Origin of the sequence: Phaeobacter sp. JH20_08 (genome assembly GCF_048056635.1) — a bacterium.
Taxonomy (GTDB): Bacteria; Pseudomonadota; Alphaproteobacteria; order Rhodobacterales; family Rhodobacteraceae; genus Phaeobacter; species Phaeobacter bryozoorum.
This window is the reverse complement of record NZ_JAYMVV010000007.1, coordinates 16,553-33,098: the sequence shown is the minus strand read 5'-3', so window position 1 is coordinate 33,098 and position 16,546 is coordinate 16,553. Positions and strand designations below refer to the sequence as shown.

At 63.7% G+C, this 16,546-nt stretch carries 16 protein-coding genes; 5 read left to right on the top strand and 11 right to left on the bottom strand.

All coding sequences use genetic code 11. The features are described from left to right. Positions 1 to 93: 93 nt before the first annotated feature. Positions 94 to 1,611 carry a diguanylate cyclase gene (locus VWY75_RS08160; protein ID WP_340547306.1) on the bottom strand — a complete coding sequence of 506 codons (1,518 nt, stop codon included), beginning with the start codon at positions 1,609 to 1,611 and terminating at the stop codon, positions 94 to 96. 194 nt (positions 1,612 to 1,805) lie between these two features. Between VWY75_RS08160 and gltX the strand changes: the two genes are divergently transcribed. Beyond that, the gene (gene gltX, locus VWY75_RS08155) at positions 1,806 to 3,131 is read left to right on the top strand and encodes a glutamate--tRNA ligase (RefSeq protein ID WP_416537453.1); all 1,326 of its coding nucleotides are present in this window, start codon (positions 1,806 to 1,808) and stop codon (positions 3,129 to 3,131) included. 264 nt (positions 3,132 to 3,395) lie between these two features. Here the strand turns inward: gltX and VWY75_RS08150 are convergent, their stop codons facing one another. Both VWY75_RS08150 and VWY75_RS08145 read right to left on the bottom strand, forming a co-directional pair. Then, a complete protein-coding gene (locus VWY75_RS08150; RefSeq protein ID WP_416537452.1) occupies positions 3,396 to 4,619 on the bottom strand; it encodes a DUF2254 domain-containing protein in 1,224 nt (407 codons plus the stop codon). Next, the gene (locus tag VWY75_RS08145) at positions 4,616 to 5,203 is read right to left on the bottom strand and encodes a gamma-glutamylcyclotransferase family protein (RefSeq protein ID WP_416537451.1); all 588 of its coding nucleotides are present in this window, start codon (positions 5,201 to 5,203) and stop codon (positions 4,616 to 4,618) included. Before VWY75_RS08145 ends, VWY75_RS08150 begins: the two co-directional genes overlap by 4 nt. A gap of 231 nt (positions 5,204 to 5,434) precedes the next feature. Here VWY75_RS08145 and VWY75_RS08140 point away from each other — a divergent pair, with 231 nt between their 5' ends. Beyond that, the gene (locus tag VWY75_RS08140; protein WP_416537449.1) at positions 5,435 to 5,899 is read left to right on the top strand and encodes an RrF2 family transcriptional regulator; all 465 of its coding nucleotides are present in this window, start codon (positions 5,435 to 5,437) and stop codon (positions 5,897 to 5,899) included. A gap of 92 nt (positions 5,900 to 5,991) precedes the next feature. On the opposite strand, the gene VWY75_RS08135 is transcribed toward VWY75_RS08140, so the two are convergent. Beyond that, positions 5,992 to 8,511 (bottom strand): ABC transporter permease, encoded by a 2,520-nt coding sequence (locus VWY75_RS08135; RefSeq protein WP_416537448.1) that lies wholly within the window; start codon positions 8,509 to 8,511, stop codon positions 5,992 to 5,994. Then, positions 8,508 to 9,224 (bottom strand): ABC transporter ATP-binding protein, encoded by a 717-nt coding sequence (locus tag VWY75_RS08130; protein WP_340547300.1) that lies wholly within the window; start codon positions 9,222 to 9,224, stop codon positions 8,508 to 8,510. The genes VWY75_RS08135 and VWY75_RS08130 overlap by 4 nt, the downstream gene beginning before the upstream one ends. Before the next feature lie 51 nt (positions 9,225 to 9,275). Here VWY75_RS08130 and VWY75_RS08125 point away from each other — a divergent pair, with 51 nt between their 5' ends. Further along, positions 9,276 to 9,917: an arylesterase gene (locus tag VWY75_RS08125; protein WP_416537447.1), complete on the top strand. Its 642-nt coding sequence runs from the start codon at positions 9,276 to 9,278 to the stop codon at positions 9,915 to 9,917. A 111-nt stretch (positions 9,918 to 10,028) separates the two neighbouring features. On the opposite strand, the gene VWY75_RS08120 is transcribed toward VWY75_RS08125, so the two are convergent. Beyond that, positions 10,029 to 10,235, bottom strand: coding sequence for a cold-shock protein (locus tag VWY75_RS08120; RefSeq protein WP_014875536.1), 207 nt, complete (start codon positions 10,233 to 10,235; stop codon positions 10,029 to 10,031). A gap of 295 nt (positions 10,236 to 10,530) precedes the next feature. Continuing rightward, positions 10,531 to 11,082, bottom strand: coding sequence for a L,D-transpeptidase (locus VWY75_RS08115; RefSeq protein ID WP_340547298.1), 552 nt, complete (start codon positions 11,080 to 11,082; stop codon positions 10,531 to 10,533). Positions 11,083 to 11,524: 442 nt separating this feature from the next. On the opposite strand from VWY75_RS08115, the gene VWY75_RS08110 reads away from it, so the two are divergent. Further along, complete coding sequence (locus VWY75_RS08110; RefSeq protein ID WP_416537446.1) at positions 11,525 to 12,736, top strand: hypothetical protein; 1,212 nt, start codon at positions 11,525 to 11,527, stop codon at positions 12,734 to 12,736. A gap of 115 nt (positions 12,737 to 12,851) precedes the next feature. Further along, positions 12,852 to 13,277: a thioredoxin TrxC gene (trxC, locus tag VWY75_RS08105; protein WP_340547296.1), complete on the top strand. Its 426-nt coding sequence runs from the start codon at positions 12,852 to 12,854 to the stop codon at positions 13,275 to 13,277. Between the two features lie 76 nt (positions 13,278 to 13,353). Here trxC and VWY75_RS08100 read toward each other — a convergent pair whose 3' ends face one another. The 4 genes from VWY75_RS08100 to ettA all read right to left on the bottom strand — a co-directional run bounded on the left by VWY75_RS08100 (position 13,354) and on the right by ettA (position 16,357). After that, positions 13,354 to 13,572, bottom strand: coding sequence for a hypothetical protein (locus VWY75_RS08100; RefSeq protein WP_340547295.1), 219 nt, complete (start codon positions 13,570 to 13,572; stop codon positions 13,354 to 13,356). A 214-nt stretch (positions 13,573 to 13,786) separates the two neighbouring features. Then, complete coding sequence (locus VWY75_RS08095; RefSeq protein WP_416537445.1) at positions 13,787 to 13,987, bottom strand: hypothetical protein; 201 nt, start codon at positions 13,985 to 13,987, stop codon at positions 13,787 to 13,789. Between the two features lie 199 nt (positions 13,988 to 14,186). After that, the gene (locus VWY75_RS08090) at positions 14,187 to 14,438 is read right to left on the bottom strand and encodes a hypothetical protein (RefSeq protein WP_416537444.1); all 252 of its coding nucleotides are present in this window, start codon (positions 14,436 to 14,438) and stop codon (positions 14,187 to 14,189) included. Between the two features lie 263 nt (positions 14,439 to 14,701). Next, a complete protein-coding gene (gene ettA / locus VWY75_RS08085; RefSeq protein ID WP_416537443.1) occupies positions 14,702 to 16,357 on the bottom strand; it encodes an energy-dependent translational throttle protein EttA in 1,656 nt (551 codons plus the stop codon). Positions 16,358 to 16,546 lie beyond the last annotated feature (189 nt).

Sequence of the window (16,546 nt, the reverse complement as noted above, 5' to 3'; positions counted from 1 at the left end):
TGGTGATCCACCCGTTGGTGTCAGCGATATCGGGCTGGTCCCTGCGGCCAAAGGTGCGGCCAAGGCGGGAGCATCGCATACGTTCGGTCGGGGTCAGCTGCCGGAGAAGGGGCCGTTGGCGGGATCGGCTTCCTGGCAATCCACGACGCAGTTGCGGCCTGCATCCTTTGCCGCGTAAAGCGCGCGGTCCGCGGCGTGCATCAGATCCTGCGGCAGCAGGCCATCCTCGGGGAAGCTGGCAACGCCGATGGAGATGGTGACACGCGGCAGCGTGCCGGAGCCATAGCGCAGTGTGATTTCCTCAATCGCGACACGCAGCGCTTCGCCGACCTCCATCGTCTGTTCCTTGTCGGTATCCGGCAGGAAGACGGCAAATTCCTCGCCGCCCATCCGGCAGCAGATCTCGCCATTGCGGAACAGATCCTTCAGCGTGTCGCCAATGGCGCGCAGCACCATGTCGCCCGCATCGTGGCCATGGGTGTCGTTGAAGGTCTTGAACCGGTCCGCATCAAAGCTGAGCACTCCCAGCTGGCTGGCGCGCCGGTCGGCCAGCGCCACCGCATTGCGCAGCTCGCCGAGGAAATAGCGCCGATTGTAGACACCGGTCAGCGGATCTCGGGTGGACTGGTCGTGCAATTCGTCGCGCAGGCGGACATTGGCCACCGCCAGCGAGATATGTTCGCCGCAGCGCAGGGCAAGGCGATGCAGCGCCACCTTGCGCTTAGGGTCGGTTTCCGGTGCAAATTTCACATGCAGCAGACCGACGGTATTGCCATGGGCGACCACCGGAAAACAGACGTAATCGCCATGCTCATCGGTGGCAGGCTGCTCCTCGACATGTGCGCAGGGAAAGGCGATCTTATCCGCAGAATAGAGATACTGCCGCCCGCGCCGCAGCGCCCAGCAGGCATCGGCAAAGATGTGGTCATGGACCTCCGCCCCGCCCCAGTGGCATTTGCCATCCAGAACGTCCCGCGAGTTGGAGTAGATGTAAAGCTCGCCCTGGGATTGCGGAAACAGCTTCGCCATGAAGGCGCTGACAATGCGGAACAGCTCCTCCTGGGATTTGCAGGAATGCAGCCAGACGTCGAGCTGCGACAGCAGCTTGGCCTCTTCGCGCCAGGACTGTTCCGCCGCAAGCGTCTTCAGCGCGGTCAGCTCCGCCTCCTCGGCGGCCTGGCGCGCCAATGTCAGGTCCCGCGCACTGCGCTCGATCTGGGTCACATCGGTGTAGCAGGAGACAAAGCCGCCGGTGGACAGCCTGCGGGTGTCGATCTGAAGGCGCCGTCCCGACGGCATCCTGCGGGTCGCCGAAAACCGCTCCTTGTCAGAGCTGAAATCCTGTTCGGCCTGTCTGGCGCTGTCTTCGGTCACATGGCCCAGCCTGACGGCGGTGGCAAAAAACGCCTCACGCGAATAGCCCGGAAAGATGTCGCCATTCTGCAGCTCCAGCAGGGTGAGCAGCCGTTCGTTGAAGACCTGGCAATGCCCGTCCTCGGTCCAGACCATCACGCCCTGATCCAGCTTGTTCAACACATCCATGAGCCGCGCGTGGGAGGGTTCAGGCAAACTCTCCGCCTGCAACATGTCGCTCGGGATCACTTTGTTCACGGGAGACCCCATTCTTCGTACCAATAATCGTCAGTGCTGCGACAGGCTGACACAGGAAGTCTGAACGAAATCTAAGCCGCCCCCTGAAAAACGCGGACAGTTTGAGACGACTTGGGATCAACCGTCGGCGACTGCGCCGCAACTGGACAAAACGTCGCCTATGTGACATGGGGCAGGGCAACAGGAGACTTGTGATGACAACCACCCGATTTGCCCCGTCGCCGACCGGCTATATCCACGTTGGCAATCTGCGCACCGCGCTGATGAACTATCTGATCGCCCGCAAGGCCGGCGGCAGCTTCATCCTGCGCATCGACGACACCGACCCGGAGCGGTCGAAGGAAGAGTACGTCGATGCCATCAAGCAGGATCTGGAATGGCTGGGCCTGACCTGGGACCGTGTTGAACGCCAGTCCGAACGTCTCGACCGCTATGTCGCCGCTGCCGACAAGCTGCGCGAGATCGGCCGGTTCTACGAGGCGTTTGAAACGCCGGTTGAACTGGACCTGAAGCGCAAGAAGCAGCTGAACATGGGCAAGCCGCCGGTCTATGATCGCGCTGCGCTGAACCTGTCGGAGGACGACAAGGCCAAGCTGCGCGCCGAGCGCGGCGATGGTGTCTGGCGCTTCAAGCTGGATCAGGAGCGGATCGAGTGGACCGATGGTATCCTGGGCGATATCTCCATCGATGCCGCGTCGGTCTCGGACCCGGTCTTGATCCGTGGCGACGGCCAGTTCCTCTATACGCTGGCCTCGGTAGTGGACGACACGGAAATGGGCGTGACCCATGTTGTGCGCGGCTCTGACCATGTCACCAACACCGCCACCCAGATCCAGATCATCGAGGCGCTCGGCGGCACTGTCCCCTCCTTTGCGCATCACTCGCTCTTGACCGGCCCGCAGGGTGAGGCGCTGTCCAAACGCCTCGGCACGCTGGCCCTGCGCGATCTGCGTGAAGCGGGCGTGCAGCCGATGGCGCTGCTGAGCCTGATGGCGCGCCTTGGCTCCTCCGACCCGGTTGAGCTGCGCGCGGAACTGGCAGAGCTGATCGAGGGTTTCGACATCAACCGTTTTGGCGCTGCGCCGACCAAGTTCGATGTGCAGGATCTCTACCCGGTGACCGCCCGGTATTTGCAGTCCCTGCCGCTGGAGGCCGTGCAGTCCCATGTGGACGCGCTGGGGGTTCCGGCAGAGAAACAGGCCGCATTCTGGGATATGGCCAAGGAGAACATCACCACGCTGAAGGATCTGGCGGGCTGGTGGGACCTCTGCCGCGACGGCGCCGAGCCGCTGGTGGCTGATGAGGACAAGGACTTCATCGCCGAGGCGATGGCGCTGCTGCCCGAAGGCCCCTACGACAGCGAGAGCTGGGGCACATGGACCGCTGCTGTGAAAGAGGCGACGGGCCGCAAGGGCAAGGGCCTGTTCATGCCGCTGCGCAAAGCCGTGACCGGCATGGAGCGCGGCCCCGACATGTCCGCCCTGCTGGCGCTGATGGAAACGGTCCGCGCCCGCGGCTGAGCTTTAACGACTGTCTGATGCAAAGGCGGCACCATAGGGGGCCGCCTTTGTGCTGTCCTGTGCTGTCCGGGGTGCTCCCGCCCACATCGGTGGCATCACAGAAGCCACCTCTGCGGTTGGGCCGGGCGCCGCGCGCCGGCGCGGCGCCGCAGACCGCCTGTAGGCGGTCTGCCATGCCCAACTGCGCTCAGGGCAGGGCAGATCTGCCCTGTTGTGCGGGCGGGAGCCGCCTTGGCCGCCGCCCTTCGGACCCGCCTCCGGGTGTCACTTCGGCTCTCCCTCTTGGTGTCCCTCTTGGTCATCTCCCTTCCGCTTGCCATCGCGCAGGTCGGCGGCGGCCTCGGCCATGGCCGGGTTGGGATGATGCGCCAGCGCGGAGAGCGCTTTGTCCATCCAGTCGATCACCGCAGGGTCGTCGCCGCCGGCGCGGGCGATGGGCGGAAAGGCGCAGGACAGCAGGTGCCGGGCCGAGACCGCAGGCATCATCACCCGGTCAAAGGACACGTCGCGCGCGTCAGGCTCGGCCTCATCCGGGGTATTCTCCCACAGCAGCCGTTCCAGCCGCCCCATGACCTCCAGCGCGGTGCCGGGATCATTGACGCCGGGCGACAGGGCGCGCTGTGCGGTTTCCGCCAGCAGCGTCAGGCCAAAGGAGGGATCCTGATCGAAACTGCGCACATCACCGATTTCGATGCAGCGGCTGGCCGCCTCGCAGAGCGTCTCCTCGCCGGTCTCGGCATAGGCCACCGGCCGCCCGCGCAGCACGAATTCGCCGGGGGTGCGGTGGATGGCGATCCTGGTCTCGGCCTCTTCGGCCAGCGTCTGCAACCCTGCGACATCGACAAACCGCACAAAGCCCGAGGCCTGCGCCGGGATGGCCCGGCCCTGCTGCTGAAATCTGGTGTCATCCTCGGCGCAGGCGGCGCCCAGGCAGGGCGCTTCGGCCCGCTGGCGCAGGCTGGTGCGGCTGCGCTCTTCGATCAGGCGCAGCGTGTGATCCATGCTGCCAAGTCCCGACAGATGGTCAATCCAGCGCAAAATCGCCACGACGATCAGCGCCACCACTCCGACGGTGATGGCAAAGATCACGATGGCGGCATCCTCGCTGTAGAACCCGGCGCGGAACAGGATCACCGCGCTCAGGCTGAAGACAAACCCGCCGACAAAGGTGGCCAATACGCTCTGGGTGATCGTATTCTCCAGCAGCAGGCGATAGACCCGTGGCGTCGCCGTGGCAGCGGCCGTACGATAGGCCGAGACCATGACATTGAGCGAGAATGTGGTGACCGCCAGCATCCCGGAGGCAAGGATGGTCAGCACCGGCAGCGCCGCCTCGCGGCCAAAGCGTTCGCCCAGGTCTTCGGGTATGAAGGGCGTGAGCCAGGGAGCGATGGCCAGCGCCAGCAGCGAACAGGCCGAGAGCAGCACAACCCGGAACCACAGTTGCCGGGTGATCCGCCGGACATAGAGCAGGGTGCGGGAAATCACTGATCTGCCCCGATAACGGTCGCGCCAAGCGCCAGCAGATGCTGATCGACCAGATCCAGCTCTTCAGCAGTCAGCCTCTGCGCTCTGGGATATCGCGGGGCGCTGCGGTCGTTCAGGATCGGCGCGTCCCAGCCATCGGTTGTGCGCACGAAGGCGGCGACACCATCGGCGCCGAAGACGTCCAGATAGCCCTGAATAACCACGTCGAGATAGCTGAGCAGGATCGGATGGCGCAGGCTGGCCGCGCGCTGGCTGTGGCCGGGCACCGCATAGACCGCGATATCGGTCTCCGGGTTCAGATCATGCTGGACCGCGCCGCTGGCAGGCAGCCGCTCATAGGCAAATTCGCGGTCATCAAGCGCCGCCCAGTCGGCGCCCGGCACCTCGGCGATCAGCCCGTCGATGGTGGTTCTGTCACAGGGCACGGCGCTGAGAAAGGCAACCGGGCGCAGATCGGTATGCACCCAGGCCCGGCGCCAGCCGTTGAGTCGCGCGGGGCGGGCCTGACCGTAGCCATGGGTGCGCGTGTTCACCAGGCTGCCGTAGCCAAAGAAATAGGGGGCTGGGGAAACGGGGGCGGGCATTCAGATCTCCTGACTGGCGATGTCTGTCTCAGCGGCGCTGACCGCCACAGGCAGGTGGGGTCTGTTGCCCACCGTTTGCCCTGCGTCGGCGCTGCCTGCGGGCGGCGCAGCGGGACCCGGCAGGGTCAGGGGCAGGGGCAGGCGAAAGCGCGTGCGGCTTTGATACATGTCAAAGTGGCCTTTGTGCGGCCATGTCATGATCTTGCGACAAGGCACCTCGGAGGGGCGATCATGCGGATCACGAAACGGACAAATATTGCAGTGCGGCTGTTGATGTATTGTGCAGCCCATGCGGACCGCCTGGTTACCAAATCCGAAATTGCCGCGCGCTGCAATATCTCGGAGAACCATTTGGCGCAGGTGATCAACCAGTTGGCGCAGCTGGGCTATCTGCATACGCAGCGTGGGCGTAACGGGGGCATGTCGCTGGGCAGGCCCGCGGCGGAAATCGGCATTGGCGATGTCTTTCGCGCGGTCGAGGGCACGGTGCCGATGGTCGAGTGTTTTGCCGATGCCGACAATACCTGCCCGCTGGTTTCGGCCTGTCGGCTGCGGATTGCCCTCGCCGATGCGGCGCAGGCCTTCTACCGGTCGCTGGACGGGATCACCCTGGAGGCGCTGGTCTGCGACAATGATGCGCTGTTTGCCCTGTTCCAATCGCCGGTTTCGACCGGCTGCGCGCGCTACGCCAGCTGAGATGCTCTGGCGCCCGCCCGCCGTGGCTGACGTCGTGGCTGGTGTTGTGGCGGGCGGCCCCGCAAGCGCGGCGCCAGAGGCCGCGGTGTGGCCTAGTCGCGGGCCCGCAGGATCCGGGCCGGGCGCACCTGAAGGGGCCGCCAGGCAAAGGCCAGCCCAGCCAGCAGCGTGGTCAGGATGCCGCCGCTGATGATCGCCAGCGCATTGCTCCAGATCACCTGATAATCGCTTTCGAACACATAGGTGTTGATGGCCCAGGCCCCGGTCATTCCGGCCGTCAGCGCGACCAGGCCGGCCCCGGCGCCCAGAAACACCGATCTGAGCGCAAAGCTGATCAGGATCTGCCGTCGCGGCGCGCCCAGCGTCTTGAGCACAGCCGCCTCGTAGCGGCGGGCAGGTTCGCCGGCGGCGGCGGTGCCAATCAGCACCATGAAACCGGTCAGCAGCGTTGCCGCGGCACCATAGGCGGTGGCAGATGCGAGCTGCCGCAACAGGTCCGACACCCGGTCCAGCGCATCGCGGACCCGGATCGCGGTGATGTTCGGCATCGCCTTGGCGAGATCGCGCAGGATCTGGGCTTCGGCCTCCTGTTCGGCATAGACCGTGGCGATATAGCTGTGCGGGGCCCCTGCAAGCGCGCTTTCGTTCAGCACCATGACAAAGCCCATGCCCGCCGTGGAAAAATCGACCTCGCGCAGGCTGGTGATGGTGGCGGTAATGTCGCGGCCCAGCACGTTGAGCGTCAGCGTGTCGCCAAGGTTGAGACCCAGCTCCTCGGCCTCTTCGCGGGCAAAGCTGACCTGCGGCGCGCCGGTGTACTCTTCGGGCCACCACGCGCCCGCGACGATCTGGGTGGTGTCTGGCTGTTTGGCGGCATAGGTGATGCCGCGATCGCCCCGGACGACCCAGTGATCGCCTGCCACCTCGGTTGCGGGCTGGCCGTTGATGGTGGTGAGGATGCCGCGCAGCATCGGTGCGCTCTGCACGCGCTCAACCGCCGGGTCCTGCTCCACGCGGGCGAGGAAATCCGGCATCTGATCGCGCTGGATATCAACGAAGAAATAGGAGGGCGCCACATCGGGCAGGTTGCCTTCGATGGCGCGGCGCATATTGCCGTCGACCTGACCAATCGCGGCCAGAACGGTCAGCCCCAGCCCCAGGGCCAGCACGGTCGGCACGGCGCCATCGCGAGAGGTGCCAATCGCCGAGAGCGCCCATCGAAGCGCCGGATATCCACGGGTCAGCGGCGCGGCGCGGCGGGCGATCCAGCCCAGCACCAGCGCGGCCAGCAGCAGCACCGCCAGCGCGCCGATCAGCCCCGCAGCAGTCCAGAGCGTCAGCTCAATCGCGCCGCTGAACAGCGCGGCAGAACCAATCAGCACCGCCACCGAGACAGCCGTGGCGACGATATAGCGGGGGGCAGGCCAGCGGCTGCGGCTGTCCAGCGCGTCACGAAACAGCGCCGCAGCGCGGATCCGCTCGGCGCGGGCCAGCGGCCAGAGCGCAAAGACAAAGGCCGTCAGCAGCCCGTAAAGCGCCGCTTCGCTCAACGCCGGGACCGAGATGCCAAAGACCGCAGGAAACGGCAGCTGCGCCGCAATCAGCGGCCCCAGCAGCACCGGGGCCAGCCCGCCGATCACGAGGCCAATCGCAACACCAAGCAGCGCCAGCGCCCCGATTTGCAGAAAATAGGTCAGAAAGATCGTCCGGCGGTCCGCGCCCAGCGTGCGCAGGGTGGCGATGGTCGCGGTCTTTGCCGCCAGATAGGCGCGCACGGCGGCTGAGACGCCGATGCCGCCCACAGCCAGCCCGGAGAGGCCAACCAGCACCAGAAACCCGGCCAGCCGCTCGACAAAGGTGGCGATGCCCGGTGCGCCGTTACGGGCGTCGGTCCAGCGCATACCGCTGTTGTCCAGCTCGGCTTCGGCGCGGGATTTCAGCTGCTCCAGATCGGTGCCTTCGGGCAGGGTCAGCCGGTATTTGCTGGAAAACAGCGTGCCGGGCTGCAACAGGCCGGATCGGGCCAGGTCAGCGCTGCGCACGATGGTGCGTGGCCCAAGCGTGAAGCCCGCGCTGGCGGCATCCGGTTCATTCTCCAGCAGCGCGGTCAGGACAAAGCTTTGGGTGCCAAGGGCAAAGCGGTCACCAACAGAGAGGCCCAGCCGATCCGCAAGCACCCGCTGCATCACGCCGCCGGGCAGGTCCCCGGCGCCCTCCAGCGCCTGTGGCAGCGGCAGATCCGGCGAGAGCCGCACCGTGCCAACCAGTGGATAGGCGCTGTCTACCGCCTTCACCTGCGTCAGGGCGCGTTCCTCACCGACAGCTGCCATCGACCGGAAGTCGATCACCTCGGAGCGGCGCAGGGCATTGGCCTCCATCCAGGCCTGTTCCTCTGGGCTGGCGCGCCGATAGGTAAAGCCCAGTTCGGCATCCCCGCCCAGCAAGACCGCGCCTTCCTCGCTCAGCCCGGTTTCAATCGCCGAGCGCAGCGAGCCGATCCCGGCAATCACCGCCACCCCCAGCGCCAGACAGATCAGGAAAACGCGAAACCCATGCAGCCCGCCGCGCAGCTCCCGTATGGCAAAGCGTGTCGCCAGCGACAAGGTGTTCATTCAGCGGCCTCGCGCGCGGCGGCAAGGTCGAGACGGCCATCGCGCAGCCGGATCACCCGGTCACAGCGCGCCGCCAGTTCCGGCGCATGGGTGACCATGATCAGCGTCGCGCCATAGCGGTCGCGCAGGTCAAACAGCAGGTCCATGATCGCATCGCCGTTGGTGGCGTCCAGATTGCCCGTCGGCTCATCCGCCAGCAGGATCCGCGGGCGGGTCACCAGGGCGCGTGCCAGTGCCACACGCTGTTGTTCACCACCTGACATCTGCGCCGGGAAGTGACCGGCACGATGGCCGAGCCCCACGGCCTCCAGTTCGGCCTGCGCGCGGTCAAAGGCATCCCTGTGCCCGGCCAGCTCCAGCGGGGTGGCGACATTTTCGAGCGCCGTCATGGTGGGGATCAGGTGAAAGCTCTGGAACACGACACCCATATTGTCGCGGCGAAACCGCGCCAGCGCATCCTCATCCATCGCGGTCAGGTCCTGCCCCAGCGCCGAGACGGTGCCGCCGGTTGCCTGTTCCAGACCGCCCATCACCATCAGCAGCGAGGATTTGCCCGACCCGGAGGGACCAATCAGGCCCAGCGTCTCGCCGCTTTCGACCGCAAGCGAGATGTCATGCAGGATTTCGACAGGTCCGGTATTGCCAACCAGCGACAAAGACGCATGCTGGAGGTTCAGGATAGGGTCGGACTGGGGGATCGTGCTGGACTGCATGTGACGTCGCGCCTGTTTTGGGATCACTCTCGATATGGAGCCTTTCTACCAATGCGCAAGATAATGGCCGGATTGATTTTTATATTAACTGCCGCAGTTGCGCAGGCCGATCCGGTTCGGGTGGCGGCTTTGGGGGACAGTCTGGTGCAGGGCTACGGGCTGCCGCAGGGGCAGGGCTGGGTGCCGCAGCTACAGCGCTGGCTGGGGGAACAGGGGGCTGAGGTGCGCCTGATCAATGCCGGTGTCTCCGGCGATACCACGGCGGGTGGCGCGGCGCGGATCGACTGGACGCTGGCCGACGGGCCGGATGCGCTGATCGTCGCATTGGGCGGCAATGACCTGCTGCGCGGGATCGCCCCGGCTGAGAGCCGCGCCAATCTCGCCCGTATTCTGGAGGTCGCCAAGGCCAATGCGGTGCCGGTGCTGTTGGTTGGTATCGCGGCGCCGGGCAACTATGGCGCCGACTTCAAAGCAGAATTCGACGCAATCTTCCCCGAGCTGGCGCGCGACTATGGCGCGCTGCTGCATGACGACAGCCTTGCCGGGATCCGCGCGGCAACCGGCAATGATCCGCAGGCGGCGGGGCCGTATCTGCAGGAGGACGGGATTCACCCCAACGCAAAAGGCGTGGCGCTGAATGTGGCGGCCATCGGCCCGAAGGTGCTGGATCTGGTGGCCAGGGTGGACCGCTGACGCGGGGGCGCCACGGGATGACCGCAGAGGTGCTGCGGCAGATGACTGGGCGCCACAACAAAAGACGGCCCCGAAAGGGGGCCGACAGCTGATCTTCTTCGGGTAGGCGGGTTAGGCCAGCTCGATATTCACCGCAGACTCGCGGCCGTCACGGCCCGGTTGCAGCTCATAGGTCACTTTCTGGTTGTCCGCGAGGCCGGTCAGCCCCGACCGCTCAACGGCGGAAATATGTACGAACACATCGCTGCCACCCGCATCGGGTGCAATGAAACCGTAACCTTTGGTGGTGTTGAACCATTTGACGGTGCCTGTGGCCATCGTCTTCTTCTCCCAGTCTTACTCTAAATCCCTGTCCGCGACATGCGACAGCCCGGCAATGTCATTGCGTATTCATGACCGAGCCTCCTAGGACAGCGATGAGTTCTGCGTAACCTTGCGGGAACGATCTTGTCGCCAATGTCCTCTCGGTGCAAGTGTTATAGCGGGGGGTGCCTGTCAGTTTGGCGCTGCCAGAGGCGCTGTGGATGGCCATCGGCGGGGCTTGGCACCCGGACAGGCAAGCTGGCGCCGATGCGCCAACAAATCACGCGCTGCCACCTTGGTCTGGTCCTGATCAGAGCACCGTCACCACGGTTCCCAAGGGCACCCGTTCGTAGAGGTCGACGATATGCTCGTTCGTCATGCGGATGCAGCCGTTGGAGACGGAATGGCCGATCGTTTGCGGCTGATTGGTGCCGTGAATGCGGAAATAGGTGTCGATGCCGTTCTGAAACAGGTAGAGCGCGCGCGCGCCCAGCGGGTTATCAGTGCCACCGGGCTGGATGTATTTATTATCGACAAAGCGGGCATAGCTGCGCGGATCGCGTTCGATCATCTCGTCCGTCGGGCGCCAGGTTGGCCATTCTTTCTTGGCCTGGATGACGGCGGTGCCGGTGAATTCAAGACCGGCCCGCCCGACGCCAACGCCATAGCGGCGCGCCCTGCGCGGCTCTGTCACGTAATAAAGGTAATAGGATCGCGGCAGCACCAGAATTTGCCCGGGGGCGAATTGCTTCTTGATGCGGACCTCCTGCGGAGTGGGGTCAAAGGCCGTTTCGGCTGACCCGATCTGAGGCCAGAGAGAGGCGGCGGCGGAGCTGGCCAGAAAGGCGCGGCGTGACAACATGCGTGGCTCTTTCGGTTTTGGAACAGATGCCATCAGTCTGCGGTGCGCGAACAATCCGGTCAATAGCGGCGCCCGCACGGCCGCCGTTGCGGGCAGACGGCGCGACGTTGGTGCAACAGCGCGATGCCCTGATGGGCCATAGGACATTGGCAAATCAGGCTTCGTGATATCACGAAGCTGTGATATCCTGTGATCGGATCGCGTTTCTGATCCACCGTCATTTCCGGCGGGTTTCTCGTTTGAGGGCGTCATGTCGGCACGGCTGCGGGGGCAGCTCTGCCGGAGGTCTCAGGCCCGGACAGGGGCTATTTCTCGGCTTCTGCGTTTCAGGTCTGCGATCCCGTCCGAAACCGGCCGGTGGCTGTTTACAGCCCGTCTGGCGGTTTGTCGGGGGTATACTGGAGTAACCATTGTGACTGTTTCATTTGGGGGGCGCGCGGCAGTGACCGCGCTGATTATGGCTGTCGGCCTCGCGGCTGCGGACCGGAGTGAGGCTCAGGAAGATGCGGGGTTTCTCGCCACCTCACTGCGTTATTCAGAACGGATGCTGGACCGTCAGGAAGATGTGACCAACAAGGTCGCCATTGCCCTGCGCGCGCGGCAATCGGGGCAGCTCGGGGTCAATCGGATCACCTTTGGCGGGCGCTTCTTAGGCACGGTGATCTATGAGAACACCAATACGCCCGGCAAATTTCCGATCCTGTCGCGGCTGCCGCCGACCCACACCAGCGGCACCACCGATACCTATGGTGTGATCAATGATATCTCGCTGATCACGACCGCCACCACCCCGCTGCTGACAGCGGTTGTGCAGGGCGAATATACCGAGGTCGAATATCCCGGCCAGAACGACATCCAGCTGCGCAAGGCCTGGCTGGCGGTTGGTGATCTGGACCGCTCGCCCTTTTATCTGGCGGTTGGGCGCAAGACGGTGAATTTCGGCAATTTTGCCAGCTATGCGCCCTTCACCCATACCCATAACAGCCATTACTTCTGGGCCCAGACCAAGGATCCGCTGATCGAGATCGGTTATATCACCGAGCGTACCGAACTGGCGCTGTCGATCATTCGCAACCACCGGGGCAACCGGGTGATCAGCAGCCCGAAGAACGATGATCACTACACCAATTACGCGCTGAACGCCTCCCATCGCATTCCGCTGGCCAATGGTATGGGGCTGAAACTGGGGGCCGGTTTTCTGCGCGGCACGATCTACGACAGCACCATTGCCCATCATCCCCCCGGAAGCGGCATCGACCGGGGCTGGAACGGCGCCTGGGATATTCACGCCACGCTCAGCGCAGAGCGCTTCGACGTCATGGCGGAGTTCACCCAGACCACCGACCGCTGGCCTGCCACCGATCACAAGGTCAGCGCGCTGACGCTGCAGGGGCGCTACCGGGGGGAGGTGCTGGGACGTCCGGCGGTCTATTCACTCTCCGCCAGCCACGGGCGGCAAGGCGCCTCCGGCACCGAATGGGAGTCGATGTCGCAGATCATCCTCGGGATGGAGGTTGCGCTGGCCCCGAATGTCACGCTGGGGGCGGAATATCTGTTCAACGATGGCTTTGTGCCGCTGATCCTGCCCCGGCGCACAGGCGATGCCAGCGTGCGCTCGCATAGCGTCATTCTGGGCGCCAAGCTCACCTTCTAGCGGGTGGGCACCAGCGCGGGCAGGGCTTGTCCTGCCGCCTCTGGCCAGTATATCTGGCCTGAATACAGGCGCCACGCCGCCTCGGCGGTCAGTGATGCGAAGGAGAGATTGCCCCATGGGTGCCAAGACCCTGACCTGCCTCAGCTGTGCCCAGCTGAACCGCGTGCCCGAGGACCGTCTGGCCGCCGGCCCCAAATGCGGCACCTGCGGGGCTGCGCTGATCCCCTCGACGCCGGTCGATGTCGACCCGGCGACCCTGCAAAAGGCCGCCGCGCAGGATGACCTGCCGCTGGTGGTAGATTTCTGGGCGCCCTGGTGTGGTCCTTGCAAGATGATGGCCCCGGATTATGCCAAGGCGGCAAAAACGCTGCAGGGGCAGGTGCGGCTGGTCAAGCTGAACACCCAGACCCATCAGTCCACCGGCGCACGCTACCGGATCAAGGGGATCCCGACACTTGTCCGCTTTGTGCGCGGCAAGGAACAGAAACGGCAGGCAGGCGCCCTGCGCGCAGGCCAGATCGTGAGCTGGGCGAAGGGATAAGCCGGAGGCTCGGCTGATATCGAAACGCGGATAAGGGGGCTTTGGCCCTGCGGTTGGCTCGGGTCCTGCGGTCGGCTCAGGCCATGCGGTGGGTTTCATCCCCGTCCGGCGGCATCATCGGACGCAGACCCGGCGGCAGATGCAGCATTGCAAGCATGGTCACAATGGCGGCGGTTGTGCCAACGGTGGGGTAGAGCAGCAAGCTATACCAAAGTGGCAGCGCATAGAGGGTATAGGCGGCGACCGCAGAGAAAATCCCTGCAAAAGTACCGACAATGATCCCGATCCATGCCATGTTTATACCTCTTAGGTTGAGTCGCATTTAATCTACAATTTTTCAGGCAGAGTGCAACTCTCTGTGTTCGAGCAAGATAGCTCAAATTGTCTTTAAATTTGGTTAACATCGGGGGTGGCGCAGGTGACGGGATCTGCTGAATTATGTGTAATGCTGTGATTTCAATTGGAAATATCAGATGGATGCGCGATCTTCGCTGCGCGTGTGGAAGGTGTCAAATTGATGTATCCTGCGAATTTTGCTCTGGGCGTCTGCGCGGGAAGCCGCCGCTTTTTAGAACCAGCGCCACGGTGAGGCCGACGCCAAGCAGGCTGCTGATGCCACTATAGAGCAGAAGAAGCCCCCAGATGGGCAGGTTGTACGCCACATAGTATATCACCGTGACCATCATGGTCACACCGGTACTCGTCAACATCGCCAACCAAGCCATAACACCCTCACTCAACTGAGGGGAAATTGCCCTGAAACAGGCGATGCAATCAATATGTCTTACGGTCAGATGGCGAGTATATTGGTATGTGTTGCAGCTTATTCTGGAATTGTGACCGCGACGGGCTGTTTCGGTGCGCATATCGCATGGATTTGGCCCGTGGAGTGGTCGGCTGCGGCGGAAATCAGGCCCGCGCGGGTTTCGCCGACAGCCCCTGATGTGCTCCGTGCGCCCGCTTGTCCCCGGCCTTGTCCGCCAGCGTATTGCGGGCGGCCTTCTGCGTCCACAGCAGCAGGATGGCCAGCATCGCCGAGGGCACTCCGAACAGCGGATAGAGCAGCAGGCTCATGCCGAAGGACAGGCCGATCAGCGTATAGCCCAATACGGCCGCATTCAGCCCGCCAATGACGCCTACCAAGATCCCGATTCCTGCCATGCTCTCACCCTTCTGTGGTTCGCCGACGGGCACAGGCCTCGGCAAATCTCAGAATAGGGTTAATTTTGTTCAAATTATGCCGGGGTCATGGCGGCTGTGGGAACGGGTTGGTTCCGACAAAGGGAACACGACGACCTGGAAAGCCGGATAAGAGGCGACGCCCGCCTCTATTAAGAGGGCGACGCCGAATAAGCCGTTTGGGGAAGGAGTGATTTGAAGACTTCAGGGGGTGAGCTGGTATCGCATCACCCCCTGAAGCTCACTCACCGCACAAATTTCTTGTGCTTCAACCGCTTGGGCTCCAGCGCGTCGGGGCCGAGACGGCGTTTCTTGTCCTCTTCGTAGTCCTCGAAGTTGCCCTCGAACCATTCCACATGGGCGTCACCCTCAAACGCCAGAATATGCGTACAGATCCGGTCGAGGAAGAAACGGTCGTGCGAGATGACCACGGCGCAGCCGGCGAAATCGACCAGTGCGTCTTCCAGCGCGCGCAGGGTTTCGACGTCCAGATCGTTGGTCGGTTCGTCAAGCAGCAGCACGTTGCCGCCCTCTTTCAGCAGCCGCGCCATATGGACCCGGTTGCGCTCGCCGCCCGACAGCAGCGACAGTTTCTTCTGCTGGTCGCCGCCCTTGAAGTTGAACGACGAGCAATAGGCGCGGGAGTTGACCTGCGCGTCGCCCAGCTCGATGATCTCGGCGCCGCCGGAGATGGCTTCCCAGACGGTATCATTGTCGTTCAGATCGTCGCGCGACTGGTCGACATAGGACAGTTTCACGGTATCGCCATAGCTGACGCTGCCCTCATCGGGCTGTTCCTGGCCGGTCAGCATCCGGAACAGGGTCGATTTACCCGCACCGTTGGGGCCGATCACGCCGACGATGCCGCCGGGGGGCAGGTCAAAGGACAGGTTCTCCACCAGCTGCTTGTCGCCGTAATGTTTGGAGATGCCCGAGACCTCGATCACCTTGGACCCCAGACGCGGGCCGTTGGGGATGACGATCTGGGCGCGGGTCAGTTTCTCGCGCTCGGACTGGCTGGCCAGATCGTTATAGGCGTTGATCCGGGCCTTGGATTTGGCCTGACGCGCCTTGGCGCCCTGACGCATCCATTCCAACTCGCGCTCCAGCGTCTTCTGCTTGGATTTGTCTTCGCGCGCTTCCTGCTCCAGACGTTTGGCCTTCTGTTCCAGCCAGCTGGAATAATTGCCCTCGTAGGGGATGCCGCGGCCCCGGTCCAGCTCGAGGATCCAGCCGGTGATGTCATCCAGGAAATAACGGTCGTGGGTGACGCAGAGGATGGTGCCCTTGTAGTCGATCAGATGCTGTTGCAGCCAGGCGATGGTTTCCGCATCAAGGTGGTTGGTCGGTTCGTCAAGCAGCAGCATTTCCGGTGCTTCAAGCAGCAGCTTGCAGAGGGCCACGCGACGGCGCTCACCACCAGACAGGTTGGCGATTTCGGCATCATCCGGCGGGCAGCGCAGCGCCTCCATCGAGACGTCGATCTGGCTGTCCAGATCCCAGAGGTTCTCGGCGTCGATCTTGTCCTGCAGCTCGGCCATTTCCTCGGCGGTCTCGTCCGAGTAGTTCATCGCCAGCTCATTGTAGCGATCAAGAATGGCCTTTTTCCCGGCGACGCCCAGCATGACGTTTTCACGCACGGTCAGGCTTTCGTCCAGCTTCGGCTCCTGCGGCAGATAGCCAACCTTGGCGCCCTCGGCGGCCCAGGCCTCACCGGTGAAATCGGTATCGAGACCCGCCATGATCTTCATCAGCGTCGATTTACCGGCGCCGTTGACGCCGACAACACCGATTTTCACACCGGGGAGAAAGGACAGGTGGATGTTTTCAAAGCATTTCTTGCCACCGGGGTAGGTCTTGGAGACCCCCTGCATGTGGTAGACGTATTGATAGGCAGCCATGAGACAGCTCCGTGTAAGGGGGGAATTTGCTGGCTGGTGTGATAGCGGATGGGAAAGGCGGGGGCAATGCGGGATGCAGGGGCGGGGGCGCGGGGCGTGCACGCCTGCCGCCATGATCGCAAAGACTGGCGGGGCGGCTTTCACAGTTTCGCAACCAGAGCCTGCAACAGCTGATTGATCTCTCTTTCA